The following is a 15,409-nucleotide window of genomic DNA, read 5'->3' on the forward strand; positions in this document are numbered from 1 at the left end:
AGTTTCGGTTGCCATGACAGCCGAAACTCGCCAAGGTCGACTCTGCGCGCCCCGCGTGTCAGCCGGTGACGGACAGGCGCATCGCCGAGTAGTCGAAGGTCAGTGCGAACTGCTTGAGGGACTCGTGGGTGAAGTTCGCCTTGATGTCGTACCCGAGCAGATCCGCCAGCCCCGGTCCGGGCAGGCCGGGCCACACCGCGGAGACGGCGACGCCGCGGATGTCGCGCGCGACCGCGTGGCCCAGGCTCATCCGCCCGGCGACCGCCGGATACACCGGTACGCCGTTCTGCTGCTCCGGGTTCGAGTAATCGACGGTGAGCCCGGTCTGTTCGGCGTACTCGACGGTGGTCTCGAAGCCGTGGGCGATCCCACCGCTGTCGAGCGTGACGATGTGGGGATCGCCGCTGCCCAACCGGCCGACGGTGCACGCGAAGTGGTCGCCGGCCAGCCACAGCGGCAGATCGTTGCGCCCGGCCGGGTTCCGGCTGCCCTTGCGCCGCAGGACGAGCTCGCCGTTCGCATAGTCCATCGTGGACAAGAAGTGGTAGAGCAGCGTCGTTCCCAGCACCCCCGCCGGGGTGGAGCCGTCCGGCAGATCCAGCTGCTGCCCGTCCACCCAGGCCACCGGGATGTTCCGGATCTCGATGTCGCCCAACCGGAACGAGTCCAGTACGCCGAGGTAGAGCGTCACGGGCCGGTTGTTCGCCACGGCGACGACCGTCGAGACCGCCGTCAGCCCAGCGTCGGCGGCCGTCTCCGGCGTCAGCGTCAGCGTCCCGTAAGTGTCGACGATGAACGGCTTCGCCGGCCCGCCATTGATCGACGCCTCCAGATGCGGAAGCGGATCAAGCGCCAGGAACGGTACGCGAGTCCGCCGCGCTCCGGTGATCTGCCACGGCTTCGGGCCGAGGTGGACGTACTGGGTGGCGGTGGCGGCGTCGCCCGGCCGTCCGGTCGACTGAAGCACCGGAATCGCGCGGGCATGCTGATCCTGGCGCACGTAACAGTCGGCCAGGCGCTGCGCCGAACGGATGTCGGTGGCCGCCACGGGAGTCAGGAACCGTTCCGCGTCCGCGTACTTGTTGGACAGCAGCGCGAGGTAACCACGTTGGGCCAGCGCGTGGGCGTTGCCCGGATCGGCTCGCAACAGTCGTGCGTACGCGTGGTCGGCGGCGGCGAACCGGCCCGCCCGGAATAGCTGATCGGGGTCCGCTGCTGCTGCGGCGGTCGCCGGTTCCGTCCAGGCGGCTCCGGCGACCGCTGCCCCGGCGACCAGGCCGGCGCCCTTCAGGATCGAGCGGCGGTGGTATGTCATGGAAACGCTCCTCGGATGGGGGGATCTTGCGCCAGATCCAACCCGCGCGGGCGTTTCGTGAGCGTTTGCTGCGCCGATGTCGGGTGCTACCGGGTCGTCGGTCGTTTGGTCCGACCGGCGACTCGGTGCGGCTGGTCAGTCGGCTGCGGGAGCCGGTGCGGCCGGTTCGTCGGCTGCGGGCTCCGGCGTGGGCCCGGGCTCCGGGCCGCCCAGCGAAGCCAGGGCGCCGAAGCAGAGGAGGGCCACGATCGGACTCACCAGCACCAACCACCACGGCACCAGGCCGAAGAACGTCTCCGGGCGGACCTTGCCGTCACCGTCCGCGTACGCCGTGCCGTCCAGCAGGTGAGCAGGAAGCGTCCGGCCCGCGTGGGCGTCCTCGATGTTCTGGAGGCGAACCATCAACGGGCCCGTCTGGGTCGTGCCGTCGACTTGCCAGGTCACTTTCTCGCAGGTGATGTCGCTGTCCTCGGTCCGCAAGCTCTTGAAATAGCTGCAGTCGGCGTCGTCGTGGATGGTGGCCTGAACCGGCTGCCCATAAGCCTTGCCGTAGTCGTACTCGTTGAGGAAGTGCACACCCGAGCTGACCAATCCGGCCACGGTTCCGGCCGCGGCCGCACCGAGCAGCAGGGCCAGCGGTACGCCCACCGCGACGGCGAAAGCACGGCCCCGGTCGCGGGCCACTGTTCCCGCCCCGGTCAGTCCGAAGAGGAAACCAAGGACTCCGATCGCGACAGTCACGACGACGAGACCTTTTCCTGCCAAGCCATCCGTGCAACAGAACAGGGTCAGCCCCACCAGGACGGCCCCGGCCGCGAGCACTCCCGGAGCGGTGGCGAGCCCGCTGAAAAGGTTGCCCGCCTGGGGTTTGCCTTGCGTCGCAGTCATGGTCTTCTCCCCGTGGTCTGCGGAACTCTTGTTCGACCGCGGGAGTATTACATCGAAACGTTTTCGTGGATGACCGCTTTCCACCAGCTGGATGATCATCCCGGGTGAGGATCTGCCGCTGAGCGAGGGTGATCGGCGTCACGTGGGTCTGGTGGCGGAGCGGCCTGACAGTTCGGCGCGGTGGGTCGTCGGTGGAAATGACGATCCATAACGCAAGGGAGCACCACCATGGACATGCAGACCGTCGCCGACCGCGTCGAGATCGAGGCGCTGCGGGGCGAGTTCACCGACGCCGCGATGATGCGTGATCGGCCGCGGCTGGCGGCCCTGTTCACGCCGGACGGCGTACTGAGCATGCCGAACGTTCCGGTCGAGTTCATCGGGCCGGAGGCGATCCGGTCTGGGGGAGAGCGGCTGCAGGCGCAGTGGGACTTCTTCATCCAGAACTCCCACCCGGGCGGCATCCAGTTCGACAGCGCGGACGCGGACACCGCGACCGGCCGGACCTACATCCACGAGGTCGTGCGGACGCTCGACGGCCGCCACGAGGGCGTCAACTTCGCGATCTACCACGACCGCTACCAGCGCACCCCGGACGGCTGGAAGTTCGCGGAGCGGGTGTACGAGGTCCGCTACCTGGACACCTCGCCGCTGGCGGGCGGCGCGCCAGGTTCGGTCCGGGAGGCAGCGACGGCGGACGACGCGGCGAACGCCGGCGAGGTAGTGGGCGGCGGGTTCGCTGTCGCCGCGTCGGGTGAGGCACTGGAACGGGCAGCGGCCGCGCTGACGAAGAACGGGTTCACCGTCGAGATCCTCGACGACCTGGAAGCCGCGCGTACGCGGGTGGCGGAGTTGATCCCGGCCGGGGCCAGCGTCTACACCAGTGCCAGCGAGACCACGCGGCTGTCCGGCATCGCCGACGACATCAATGGCGGGGACAAGTACGACGCGCTCAAGCCGCGTCTGCTGGCGATGGACCGGGCCACGAGCGCGGACGAGATCCGGCGGCTGAGTGCCGCGCCTGACGTGGTCTTGGGCAGCGTCGCGGCGGTCACCGAGACGGGTTCGCTCGTCGTCGCCTCCGCGAGCGGCAGCCAGATCCCGGCGTACGCGGGTGGGGCGGGCAAGGCGATCTGGATCGTCGGGGCGCAGAAGGTGGTGCCCGACCTGGGCACCGCGCTGCGGCGGCTGGAGGAGCACGCGCTGCCGCTGGAGAGCGCCCGGGCACAGCAGGTCTACGGCCAGCCGAGCGCGATCAACCGGCTGCTGGTGCTCAACGCCGAGCTCCAGTCGGGCCGGGGCACCGTGCTGCTGATTCGCGGGGCGGTCGGCTTCTGAGCCCACCGATGGGCGGGCTCTCGGGCCGACGAATCGTCAGGCCGGCTGGACGAGGAGCCCGCCCATCGCCGGGGTCGAATCGGCGACGAGGTCCCACAGTTGCGGATCGTCGAGCGCGGCGAGCGCGACGACGGGATCGGTCTGCCGCAGGTACGCCAGATGCCGGCAGGCGTGCGCCGCCACGTCCGCCAGGTCGACGACCGCCGAGGCCGGGGCCAGCGGATCGGCGGCGTAGGGGAGTGGGCGCGACGGGTCGAGCGGCAGCGTATGGACCGGATCAGGATCGGGCAGGGCGGCGTACGTGAGGATGACGCGGCCGCCCTCGAAGCGCCAGGACGTCGAATGCAACAGCCCAGCGGCCAGACCGGTGAGGCTCCGGGCGAGGGCGTCGGGATGTGCGCCGTGCGGCAGGTCGGCTCGGCGCGTACGGAAGCGCAGCCGGCCGTCCAGGGCGCTGAACAGGACAGTCTCGACGACGGTCGAGGAGGTCATGGGGTTCCTTCGGGCGTGCGGCGGATCGAATGCGACGAGGGCGAAAGTCGATCAGCGACAACACAGGGCGGCGGCCACGCGCCCGAAGTCGACGTGGCCGCGCCGGGTCAACATGATCCGCACGGGCACGCCGAAACTCTATCCGACGAGCCGGGCGATCGGAAGCACCAGCGGTTGACAGCGCTCCCATAGCGCGGCATGATGCAAATCCGTCAATATCTGACGTGACGAATGCGTCAGATCCCGCGCGTTCCGGGTGCGCAGCGGATCCCTCAGCGCCGCGAAAGGAAGCCGCCCATGCCCGGAAGCCACCCTGTGCGCAACCGTGCGCTCATCGCCGCGTACGCCCTGATCCTGCTCGTCTTCGGCCTGCCGATGTCGGCCACCGCGCGTACCGCTCCGGAGAAGAGCTGTGACGCGGGCCTGCAAGCCGTCGTCACGACCCGGCACGTCGTGTGCACGCACGGACCGGACGCCACGCCGCCCGGCCTCGACATCCACCGCCCGGTGGCCCCGCTGGCCGCGTCCCTCACCGCCTCGGCCCTGCCGGTCTGCGAGGGCGACGGGGTCAGCGGCAAACGTGTCGAGGTCCTCTACATCCACGGCTCCACCAGCCGGTACGCGCAATACCTGGAGACGTTCCGCACGCTGGCCGAAGGCGTGGACGCGATCTACAACGCGAGCGCGGCCGAGACCGGCGGGGAACGCCACGTCCGCTAGGTCACCGAGACCGTCAACGGGCAGTGCCGCCCGGTGGTCCGCGACGTACAGATCGCCGACTCGGCGCTCAACGCCGACGACTGGGCCCCGCTGCTCAACGCCGTGCAGGCGGCCGGCTACACGCGTACGGACCGCAAGTATCTGCAGTTCGTCGACGCGACGATCTACTGCGGCATCGGCGGCTTCGCCGGGGACACCACCAAGAGCGACAGCAACCGGTCCAACGTCGGCCCCGAGTACGCCCGAGCCGACAGCGGCTGCTGGAACGCGGGTGTCGCCGCGCACGAACTCGGCCACACCCTCGGCGCGGTCAACAACAACGCCCCCAACGCGTCCGGCCACGCGCACTGCGTCGACGAGTACGACGTGATGTGCTACAAGGACGCCGACGACGTCACGCTGGTCTACCGCTGCACCGACCAGGCGCACGACAACCGGCTCGACTGCAACCACGACGACTACTACAACACCAACCCGCCGGCGGGCAGCTACCTGGCGAACAACTACAACGTCGCCGACAACCTGTTCCTGATCAAGGGCGGCGGTGGCACCACGCCGCCGCCCTCGACCACCTTCAAGCTGACGAACGGGGCGTCCGGCACCTGCCTCGACGACCCCAACGGCAGCACGACCAACGGCGTACAGCTGATCTTGTGGACGTGCAACGGCGGGACCAACCAGACCGTCACCCAGAGCGGGGCGGCGCTGCAGATCCTCGGCAAGTGCATCGACGCGTACGGCGCGGGGACGGCCAACGGCACGAAGATCATCCTGTGGACCTGCTCCGGCAGCACGAACCAGCAGTGGACGCTGCGTTCGGACGGCTCCATCGCCGGAGTGCAGTCCGGTCGGTGCGTCTCGCCGCTCAACGGCGCGACCGCCAACAACACCCAGCTCGTCCTGTTCGACTGCAACGGCCAGGCGTACCAGCGCTGGACCCGCAGCTGACGTGACCCGCAGCTGACGCAATCGGGAGCTGACGTGATCGGCCGCGCGCGGGGCTCACCGCGCGCGGCCACCTGCCGAGCCGACCGAGGACGTTCAGGCCTGGCCGGTGGCGATCGCGCCGATCTTGCCGTCGACGATCGTGAACCGCCACCGCGTACGCATCTCGCCCCAGGTGTCGTTGCGATACCGGGCGATCATCGACAGCCCGTCGTCGTCCTGCTCCTCGACGTCGAGGTGGCCGTTGACGGTGAAGATCTCGCGGTCGATCCACTCCTCGAGGTCCTGCTGGGTGTCGTCGTCGGACAGGATGGCGTCCGGCGTCAGCGCCGACAGGAACCGCGGCCGGTCGCCGGTGTTGATCGCCTCGACCAGCTCGCGGACGGCCGGGTGGACGACTGACTGGTTCACCACCGGATCGTATGCGGGCGGCCGTGGCCTGCGCCGGAGTATGCGCAGATCAGGCGGCGGGCGGCCGGTTGACGCGTACTTGGGCGGGACGGAAGACCCAGCCGCCGTAGTGGTATCCGCGCCGGAAATGCCCGGTGATCGCGCGATCGGGCTGGTCGGGGTCGGCACCGGTCTCGACCGCCTCGTGCCGGGCCGGATCGAAGCCGTCCGCGACTCCGATCTCCTGGACGCCCTGGGCCGAAAGGACGTCCAGCAGTTCGTCCCGAAGCGACTCGGCGAAGGCGGGATCGGGGCCGGCGTACTGGTCGAGCCGGTCGATGGCCCGTGCCACCTGCGTGACCATCGGCTGCAGCGCCTCCCGGAACAGGCCCGCCTCGGCGCGCCGCGCACGTTCGGTCAGCTCGGACAGCGCCTGCCGGGCCGTCTTGTCCTCCAGCAAACGGCGCTGGAACAGGTCGAGGAGGTGATCCAGCTTGGCCTGGATGGGGTCCGATGTCGGCTGGGTCACTGCAGGCCCAGCGTACGCAGGGCGGCGCGGCCGCGGTCCAGGTCGTCGGCGCTGAGGTTGTTCGGGCGGTCGAGTTCGATCTCGCCGAGCGAGCGGTTGTTGGTCACGTCGAACAGTTCGACGTGGACCACGCCGTCGACGTCGTAGGACATGACGGTGCGGATGGGCGCGCCCTTGGGCAGTCCGGGGGGCAAGGCCATGTGGGTGCTGTGCAGGACCGCGACGTACTCGGGATCCTCGTCCTCGCCTTCGGTGACCTGTATGTCGATGCGGCCCTGGTGGTGATAGATCGTGAAGGACAACGCCTCGTGCTGGCACGGGATGCGCGAATTGCGAGGGATGATCACCACGTTGACCCGGCGGCCCGTCTCCTCGTCGAGCAGGATCTCGCCGAGCGCCTGCGAGGTGACGTCCACGACGGTCACGGGGATGGCCGGCGCCTGCCCGGCCTGCTCCGCCTGGAGCTGACCGGCCAAGATCGCCGCGCCGATGGCGACCGCCTCGTCCGGGTTGACCCCCGGCTCGGGGTCCTTGCCGGACAGGTGTCGCACCAGCTGCCGGATCATCGGCATCCGGGTCGAGCCGCCGACAAGCAGTACCTTGTCGATCTCGGCCCAGGTGAGCCCGGCCTGGTCGAGCACGGATTCGGTCAGCATCTCGATCCGGTCCAGCAGGTCGGCCGTCATCGACTCGAAGCCGTCGCGGGTCACCGGGAACCGGTATGCCCGGCCGCCCGCGCTGAGGTGGATCGTCGACTCGGCGACGCTGGACATCCGAATCTTCGCTGCCTCGCACCGTTCCCGCAGGTCGACTGACAGCTGCGGGTCGTCGTCGAGGTCTGGGCCGCCCTGCTCGGTCAGCCGCCCTTGCACGTAGGCGATGAGTCGGTTGTCGAAGTCGAAGCCGCCCAGGTTGCGATCGCCGTCAGTGGCGACCACCTCGAACTCCGTGCCACCGGCGGCGCGCATGACGGTGACGTCGAACGTGCCGCCGCCGAGGTCGAAGACGAAACAGGTGCCGGTCGCGCCGGTCTTGAGCCCGTACGCCAGCGCGGCCGCGGTCGGTTCGTTGATCAGCCGCAGCACGTTCAGCCCAGCCAGCTCACCGGCGTCTCGGGTGGCTTTGCGGCGGGCGTCGTCGAAGTACGCCGGAACGGTGATGACCACGTCCCGGACCGGTGTTCCGAGCGTGGCTGCGGCGTCCTCAGCCAATCGGCGCAGGATGAGCGACGACACGTGCTCGGCCCGGTACTCCTTGCCTCGCTGATCGACGTAGACCGGGTTCGCCTCGCCCATCCGCCGCTTGACGAATTGGACGCAGTCCTCCGGCTGCATGGCCATCGAGTGCTGGGCGAGCTTGCCGACCAGGATCTGGTCCGGCGACTCGAACAGCACGATCGACGGCGTGAGCCGGTCGCCGTCGCGGTTGGTCAGCACCTCCGGCTGGGCGCCGCCGGGCACGGCTGCCGCGGCGGCGGAGAAGGTCGTGCCGAGGTCGATCCCGATCACCTGTGTCATCGCGTCACCTCCACGGTCCGAACTGGCCCTGCTCGAACTGCCAGGCCTTCAGGTTGGTCTTCCACTGTGGTTCCAGCGACACGGCGTACACCAACCCGAGCACGGCGAGATAGCCGACGAGGAGCAATCCGGCGATGACGGCCGGCCCCACCTCGTCCGTCGTGTTGCCGCACACACACAGCAGGGCCAGGGCCACGGCTATGACGCCGCTGACCTTGACGACGCCGAAGCTGCGGATCCAGGCGTCCGGCGGCAGCCGCCGCACCTCGCAGTCGCGCAGGTACTGCTCCATCTGGTCGATCTGCCCGTGCAGCTCCGGATCGGTCGAGACGTGGCGCGCCCGGGAGAGATATGCCCGCATCTGATGGATCTCGGCCGGGGCGGTGACGGTGTAGCCGTCGTGCTCGCGATAGGCCGGGACCATTTCGGCCGCGTTGGTCAGGGCGAATCCGAGGGCGTCGCCGACGAACTCGGGATCGGTGGCCGTGGCGTACAGCGTTTCGAGGAGTTGCAGTCCGGCCGCGCCGCGCCCGGAGCGCATGAGCACTTCGGCCGATTCGACGGTGGCGTATTCGGCCGTGGGATCGAGGCGGCGTACCGTCTCGAACGCCTGGAGGGCGGCGTCCCACTGTTCCAGCTCGGTGTGCGCCAACCCGACCAGGTAGTGGTGCTCGGGCTCGGCCGGATCGAGGGACACCGCGCGTCGCGCCTCGAACAACGCCTGGCGCGCGTTGCCGAGACTGCCGTTGGCCTGCGCCATCAGCCGCCACGCCGCGGCCACGCCGTCGCCGAGTACGCGACGAGCCTCGTTCGCGCAGTACAACGCGCCGTGGTAGTCGCCGGCCTCCATGCGTTGCGCGGCCTCAGCCAGCCAGTCGTTTGTGGACACCATGGCGGGACCAACGGTCGGCGCGGCGGACAGCCGCAGGTCGTGTGCCTGCCGCTGGGCCGGATCGAGCAGGACGCGTTTGGCTTCCATCAACTGCTCGGCGCGACGCTCGGCCGCTTGGCGCTTGGCCTGGTCGGCATGGTTCATCCGGCGCTGGTTCTTGCGGTACTCCTCTTTGATCTTCTGCTCGATCTCGGCAGGGGTGGCCGACGACGGCATGCCGAGCAGGTCGTAGTAGTTCATCGAGTCTGGAGCCCCGTCCTCGAGTCAGGTGTCTCGCGGGTGATGTCTCACGGAGGTACGGCGTAGCTCAATATAGACGACGACCGCACGCTGCCTCAGGCTCGAAAATGGACGGTCAGGCGGCGTCCCGTCGACGGGCGCGCAGGGCACGGACCACCCCGTCGCGGCCGTCCATGATGATGCGGCGCAGCGCGCCCGGCCGGTCCGGGTCGGCCAGCCATGCGTCGGACGCGTCGATCGTGGCCTGCGAGATCTGCAGGGCGGGATAGGTCGCCCGGGCGAACCACAGGCCCATCTGCGCGTCGAACGTCGCGTACGCCTCCTGCACCTCGGCGAAGTAGTGCCCGGCGTACGGCGCGGTCAGCTCTTCCTGGCCGGTGTGCTGGAACCCGCTGCCGAGCGCCATGACCTCCCAGTTGGCCCGGCCGGACTGGGTCAGCCGCCGCCAGGTGTCGGCCTTCGCCGCCGCGGTGGGCAGCAGTGCTCCGGCCTTCGCCGCGCGCTGGCGGCCCCCGGCGGTGGCGTCGCGCTCCAGTTCGGCGGCGATCTCGGCCGAATCGATCGCGCCGACGGCGGCCAGCGCCTCGACGAGGTGCCAGCGCAGGTCGACGCCCAGTTCCAGCCCGTCCGGTACGCCGTCCCCGCGCAGCCAGCCGAGCAGCACCGCCGTCTCGTCGAGCGTACGGGCCGAGTCGGCGTACGTGCGGGCCCAGACCTGCTGCAGATCGCTGCCCGGCTCCGCCTGCTCCAGCGCTGTCCGGGTCGCCGCGTGCAGCGTCGCCCAGCCGGTCGGCGCCCAGCCCGGATCGATGAACTGGGCGAGCGCCCGCTGCGCCTTGGTGAGCACCGCCGAGACCAGGTTGGCGTCGGTCTCGGCGGGCAGGTTCGCGGCGACCTGACCCACGTACGCCCGCCCCGGCAGCTCGGCGTCGCAGACCATGTCCCAGGCGGCCGACCAGGCCAGCGCCCGCTGCATCGGCTGCGGGAACGCCGACAGGTGCCGCAGCAGCGTCTGCGTCGACCGCTCGTCCAGGCGCACCTTGGCGTACGTGAGGTCGTCGTCGTTGAGCAGCAGCACATCCGGCTGCCGCTGGCCCCGCAGTTCGGCGAGGTCGGTCCGGTCGCCGGTGACGTCGGCCTCGATCCGGCTGCGCCGCACGAGCCGGCCGTCGATCAGGTCGTAGAGGCCGATCGCGATGCGATGGTCGCGAAGGGTCGGATGGCCCTCCGGAGCCTCCTGGCCGATGACGACCGAGCGATACGTCCCGTCGGCGTCCACCTCGATCTGCGGCCGCAGCGTGTTGACCTCGGCCGTACGCAGCCAGCGGCGCGCGTACTCGCCGAGGTCCCGGCCGCTGGCCTGTTCGAGGGCGCGCAGCAGGTCGGCGAAGGTGGCGTTGCCCCAGGCGTGTTCGGTGAGGTGGGACTGCACGGCCGTGCGGAAGGTCTGTTCGCCCACGTACGCCACGAGCTGCTTGAGGACGCTGGCGCCCTTCGAGTACGTGATCGCGTCGAAGTTGCTCTCGGTGGCCAGCGTGTCCGGCACCTCGGTGTAGATGGGGTGCGTCGAGGACAGCTGGTCCTGCCGGTACGCCTCGGCCTTGGCGGTGGCAAGGAAGGTGGCCCACGCGCCGGTGTGCCGGGTGACGCTGGTGGTGGCCCAGTAGCCGGCCCAGTCGGCGAACGACTCGTTCAGCCACAGGTCGTCCCACCAGCGCAGGGTGACGAGGTCCCCGAACCACATGTGGGCCATCTCGTGCATGATGACCATCGCCCGCCACTCGTGCTCGACGGCGGTGGCCTTCGACCGGAACAGGCACAGTTCCTCGGAGAACGTGATGCAGCCGAAGTTCTCCATCGCGCCCATGTTGTACTCGGGCAGCAGGATCTGGTCGTACTTCGGCAGGGGATAGCGGACGCCGAAGGACGACTGGAAGTGGTCCAGGCCCCGCTTGGTGACGTCGAGGAACTCGTCCGCGTCGAGGTGCTCGGCGACCGAGGCCCGGCAGAACAGGCCCAGGTCGATGCCGTCGTGGGTGTCGCGTACCTCGTGGAAGGGCCCGGCGCAGACGGCTCCCACGTAGCTGCTCATCTTCGGGGACCGCTGGAAGTGGACGACCTTGGCCCCGTTGGCCAGCGGCTCGACCCGGTCGACCGGCATCGTCGAGGTGACCAGCCAGTGGCCCGGAACGGTGACGTGCCAGGTGAACTCGGCCTTCAGATCGGGCTGGTCGAAGCAGGCGTACGCCCGCTGGCTGTCGGCGGGGCAGAACGAGGAGTAGACGTAGACCTCGCCGTCGACCGGGTCGACCGCCCGGTGCAGGCCCTGCCCGCTCGACGAGTACGCGAACTCGGCCTCCACGACGAGGAAGTTGCCGCCGAACTCGGTCGCGAGCGCGTACCCCTTGACGGGGTCGAATTCGAGCGACTGCGGCTGCCCGTTCAGGGTGACCTCGGTCAGCCGCTCGGCGGCGACCTCGATGACCGCCTCGGTGTCCCGGCAGTGGAAGGTGACCTCGGTCCGGGAGCGGAACGTCCCCTCGCCGGGTCCGCCTGCGCCGTCGGTCAGGTCGAGCTGGATGTCGTAGTGCCCCACCTCGAGCGCGGCGGCCCGCTCGATCGCCTCGGTCTGCGTGATGTTGCGAATCGCGGCCACGTCGCCTCCCCGTCCGGTTCCTGCAAACGTAGTTGATGCGGCGCTATCGCGGGAGCCCCACGATCCGGCGGACCGTGGGGCTCCCGGCTACCTCAGGAGGTGAAGACCTTCACCTCCAGCAGGCCGAGCGACGATGTCCCGGTCGCGGTCAGCACGACCCGCAACCGGGTGGTCGAGGTCGCGGTGAAGGTGACCGTGTTGTACGCGTTCTTCGTCAGCGTGTACGCGCCGGCGCCGGGCACGTCGGCGTACGCCGTGCCGTTCCAGTACTGGAGCTTCCACGACGACGGCATGTCGATGCCTTGGTCGTCGTCGAAGAAGTAGACCTGGGCGCGGCTGATCGACTGGGCCGTCGACCATTGCAGCTCGGCGGTCTGCGTACCGGTCTCCGGCCAGGTGCCCCACCGGTTGCCCTGGTTGGTGCCGCCCCAGTTGGAGCTGGTCGGTTCGTCGCCGTTGTTGATTGCGGCACAGCTCTCCCACGACGAGGTGTAACTGCACACCGGCGACGCCGACAGGGCCAGGTTCGTCACCGGCGGCGGCTGCGTACCGCCGCGGTTGAAGATCTTGACCTCGGTCAGGCCGGTCTTGGCGCCGGACGCGTTGGTCGCCAGTACGCGTACCCGTTGGGCACTGATGGCCGGGAAGGTCACCAGGTTGTAGTTGGCGCGGGGCGCGCCCGGCGACTTGGCCTGGCTGGGCACGCTGACCCAGGCGGACCCGTTGTAGTACTGGATGTCGTACGCGGACGGCGCCCGGTACGTGGTGCTGGCGGGCCGGCTGTCCTTGAAGTAGAGCCGGACCTCGTTGAGCGTGCGGGCCGTGCCGAAGTTGACCTCGTACCAGTCCTGGCTGTTCGGCGAGCCGCCCGCGCCCCAGTAGGGCTCGTTGATCGGGAAGCCGTCGACGGCGGCCGCGGTGCTGGTGCCTGAGCCGCTGTAGGAGGCGCTGACCGTCGCGCCGGTGGCGAGGTTGGTCAGGGCCGGCAGGGTGGTGTCGACGCCGGCCTTGGCCAGCTCGTCGAGGACCCGCGCATCGGACTGGACGACCTGGTTGGGTGCCTGGAGCGACGAGTAGGACGTGTTGTAGGAGACGGTGCCGGTGGTGGTGACCGCGCCGGTCGCCGGGTCCCAGGTGAACGGGACCAGCGAGTTGACGGTGGCGACCCGGGTGCCGTTGATGAAGATGGAGTAGCCCTCGGGCACGCCGGGGTAGCGCACGACGCCGTCGGCCGGGTCGTCCCAGACGATGCTCAGGTCGGCGTTGCGGTAGCGGATGTTGTTGACGGTGAAGTGGGTCCAGTCGATGTTGATCGGCGACAGCTCGACCTTGGCGTCGTTGCGCGGGCGCAGGCCCGCGACGTCCTCGATCATCGTCCAGTTCCCGCTGCCGAGGATGTTGTGGTGGATCCAGGAGCGGTAGGTGATCGACGAGCCGTTCCAGTTGGCCCAGAACTCGTTGGCGTCCGGGTACGCCATGTTGCCGTTGACGTACTGGGCGTAGGCGTTCCAGTAGAGCAGCTTCTTGTACCAGTCGGCGGTGATCCACGAGTTGGGGTAGTTGCGGATGACCGAGCTGATCAGCCGGAACTGGACGGTCGAGTTGATGGTGGAGAAGTTGTTGCTGCCCGTCCCGGCCGCGGCCTTGTCGGCCTGGTTCGCGGTGTAGAACGGGAAGATCGGGTACTGCGCCGGGTCGTCGAACAGGCGCAGCGCCTGCTTGTAGGTGGTGGTGTTCGGGATCGCGTTGACCGCGAACGGGTAGTAGATGTTGATCTCCTTCCAGGGGTTGAACGCCCCGTCGGAGACCATCCGGTTCTCGAACAGGTTGCGGCTGGGGTTCCACAACACGTTCACGATGGCGTTGCCGATGTCGGTGGCGAGCTGGCGCATCTCGGCCGCCTTGGCCGTGTTGCCCGCCGCCTCGTACGCTGCCGCCGCGGCGAGCGCGCCGCTGTACTGGTACGCCGACTCGCCCCGGTCCATCTTGCCGGCCCGCCAGTCGAAGGAGACCGCGTCGGCGTCGTTGCCGGTCAGCGCGCCCCAGTCGTACTCGATGAGCTTGTTGTTGTTGGTGTCGTAGTAGGCGAGCTGGCCCTTGACGTCGCCTTCGGCGTACTTGGCGAGGTTGGCCGCGATCGCCGGCTGGCCGCCGTGGATCTGGTAGCTCTTCCAGGCCGCCTCGGCGATGTACTGCGTGTAGCTGTTGGACCAGTTCTCCGGGTCGCCCGGGTTGTCCACGAATCGCGCGCCCTTGCTCACCTGCCCGGCAGACAGCCAGTCGCCGTAGGCGTACAGCGGTGTGCGCAGGTACTTCAGATCGTCGATGTGCATCGGCTGGGTCAGCACGATCGCGTTGTTGTAGCCGAGCGCGCCCTCGACGGAGATCGGGAACTGATAGGTCTGCCCCGGGATGTCGGCGTCGAGGTTGTTGAACCGCATGAGCCACCAGCGGTAGTAGTAGTTCTTCTTCAACGCCGGCTCGGGGGAGTCGAAGTAGGGGATGTTGTCCGCCCACCACTTGTTGTACGCCCGGACGTGGGTGGCGAACGCGGTGGCGTTGGAGTACCCGGCGTAGGCGCTGTACTCGGTGGCCGAGTCCGGGATCTCGCTCGCGATGAAGCCCATGACGACCTTCGCCGTGGCGGTGGCCCCGGCCGCCACCGTGATGGAGCGGTTCAGCCCGCCGCTGGAGACGGCGAAAGCGTCCCCGGTCAGCCGGGTCGTCAGCGTCGTCAGGCTGTTCTTCACCCCGGTCGAACCGGTCAGCTCGCTGCCGCTGCCGCTGGTGGCGTACGGGGAGACCGCGCGCAGGGTCAGCGTCGTCGACGCCGATCCGCTGTTGGTGATCGACAGGTTCGTCACCGCGACGTTGTTGTTCGTGATGAACTTCTGCTGGGTGATCGTGATCGATCCGCTGGTGAAGACGTTCTTCGAGGAGGACGGTGCCTGCCACCGCTGTGACGGCTGCTCCGAGAACGTCCCCGGGCTGGCCGTGATCGTGTACGCGTTGTTGTCGCTGATGCTCTCCCAGTACGCGACATGGCCGGCGAAGCCCATCGTGCCCGGGGTGTGGGTCTTCATGAACAGGGCCCGGCCCCGCGTCATGAGGATGGCCCCGTCGGCGTCGGCGGGATCACTGCCGCCGCTGCGGGACAGCAGCCGGTCCATCCAGAAGTCGGTGCCGCCGCTTTCGGCGTTGTACATCGCCTGCATCATGTTGCCGGTGGTGTAGCCGACCGGGGCGGCCGGGATCGCCGGTCCGGTGAAGGTCGGCAGCCCGATGGTCTGGGCGGCATAGCCGGGCGTCGGCTGCGCGGTCAGCAGAGCGGCGCCTAGCGTCGCTACCGTGAAAGCCGCGACGCGGCGCCGGAAGGTGGTGCCGGTGGAGCCCATGCGCGTCACCTCCTGATGACGTCGTTTTTCGGGGGGTTGAGGGGCGTGGATGACCGACGGGCGGCGGCGGGATGCCGGGTACATCCCGCCGC

At 69.2% G+C, this 15,409-nt stretch carries 12 protein-coding genes; 3 read left to right on the top strand and 9 right to left on the bottom strand.

Going from position 1 to position 15,409, the window contains the following annotated elements; all coding sequences use genetic code 11:
• Window positions 1-58 precede the first annotated feature (58 nt).
• Together HDA40_RS38425 and HDA40_RS38430 are read right to left on the bottom strand one after the other, a co-directional pair.
• Window positions 59-1,315: an aspartyl protease family protein gene (locus tag HDA40_RS38425; RefSeq protein ID WP_253762989.1), complete on the bottom strand. Its 1,257-nt coding sequence runs from the start codon at window positions 1,313-1,315 to the stop codon at window positions 59-61.
• A 135-nt stretch (window positions 1,316-1,450) separates the two neighbouring features.
• Window positions 1,451-2,203: a hypothetical protein gene (locus tag HDA40_RS38430; RefSeq protein ID WP_253762990.1), complete on the bottom strand. Its 753-nt coding sequence runs from the start codon at window positions 2,201-2,203 to the stop codon at window positions 1,451-1,453.
• A 228-nt stretch (window positions 2,204-2,431) separates the two neighbouring features.
• Between HDA40_RS38430 and HDA40_RS38435 the strand changes: the two genes are divergently transcribed.
• Complete coding sequence (locus HDA40_RS38435) at window positions 2,432-3,541, top strand: LUD domain-containing protein (RefSeq protein ID WP_253762991.1); 1,110 nt, start codon at window positions 2,432-2,434, stop codon at window positions 3,539-3,541.
• A 36-nt stretch (window positions 3,542-3,577) separates the two neighbouring features.
• Here the strand turns inward: HDA40_RS38435 and HDA40_RS38440 are convergent, their stop codons facing one another.
• Entirely contained in the window at window positions 3,578-4,033 is a 456-nt protein-coding gene (locus HDA40_RS38440; RefSeq protein ID WP_253762992.1) for a hypothetical protein, read from the bottom strand.
• Window positions 4,034-4,330: 297 nt separating this feature from the next.
• Between HDA40_RS38440 and HDA40_RS38445 the strand changes: the two genes are divergently transcribed.
• Both HDA40_RS38445 and HDA40_RS42385 read left to right on the top strand, forming a co-directional pair.
• Window positions 4,331-4,753: a hypothetical protein gene (locus HDA40_RS38445; protein WP_253762993.1), complete on the top strand. Its 423-nt coding sequence runs from the start codon at window positions 4,331-4,333 to the stop codon at window positions 4,751-4,753.
• Window positions 4,754-4,786: 33 nt separating this feature from the next.
• Entirely contained in the window at window positions 4,787-5,701 is a 915-nt protein-coding gene (locus HDA40_RS42385; protein ID WP_253762994.1) for a ricin-type beta-trefoil lectin domain protein, read from the top strand.
• Window positions 5,702-5,794: 93 nt separating this feature from the next.
• On the opposite strand, the gene HDA40_RS38455 is transcribed toward HDA40_RS42385, so the two are convergent.
• The 6 genes from HDA40_RS38455 to HDA40_RS38480 all read right to left on the bottom strand — a co-directional run bounded on the left by HDA40_RS38455 (window position 5,795) and on the right by HDA40_RS38480 (window position 15,317).
• Window positions 5,795-6,109, bottom strand: a complete 315-nt coding sequence (locus HDA40_RS38455; RefSeq protein WP_253762995.1) for a hypothetical protein — start codon at window positions 6,107-6,109, stop codon at window positions 5,795-5,797.
• Window positions 6,110-6,158: 49 nt separating this feature from the next.
• The gene (locus HDA40_RS38460; RefSeq protein ID WP_253762996.1) at window positions 6,159-6,617 is read right to left on the bottom strand and encodes a nucleotide exchange factor GrpE; all 459 of its coding nucleotides are present in this window, start codon (window positions 6,615-6,617) and stop codon (window positions 6,159-6,161) included.
• Window positions 6,614-8,134 carry an Hsp70 family protein gene (locus tag HDA40_RS38465; protein WP_253762997.1) on the bottom strand — a complete coding sequence of 507 codons (1,521 nt, stop codon included), beginning with the start codon at window positions 8,132-8,134 and terminating at the stop codon, window positions 6,614-6,616. Before HDA40_RS38465 ends, HDA40_RS38460 begins: the two co-directional genes overlap by 4 nt.
• 4 nt (window positions 8,135-8,138) lie before the next feature.
• The gene (locus HDA40_RS38470) at window positions 8,139-9,266 is read right to left on the bottom strand and encodes a DnaJ domain-containing protein (protein ID WP_253762998.1); all 1,128 of its coding nucleotides are present in this window, start codon (window positions 9,264-9,266) and stop codon (window positions 8,139-8,141) included.
• Between the two features lie 115 nt (window positions 9,267-9,381).
• Window positions 9,382-11,922 (bottom strand): aminopeptidase N, encoded by a 2,541-nt coding sequence (gene pepN / locus HDA40_RS38475; protein ID WP_253762999.1) that lies wholly within the window; start codon window positions 11,920-11,922, stop codon window positions 9,382-9,384.
• Window positions 11,923-12,014: 92 nt separating this feature from the next.
• Window positions 12,015-15,317, bottom strand: coding sequence for a discoidin domain-containing protein (locus tag HDA40_RS38480; protein ID WP_253763000.1), 3,303 nt, complete (start codon window positions 15,315-15,317; stop codon window positions 12,015-12,017).
• Between the last annotated feature and the right edge of the window lie 92 nt (window positions 15,318-15,409).

This window comes from Hamadaea flava, from assembly GCF_024172085.1.
Classification (GTDB): domain Bacteria; phylum Actinomycetota; class Actinomycetes; order Mycobacteriales; family Micromonosporaceae; genus Hamadaea; species Hamadaea flava.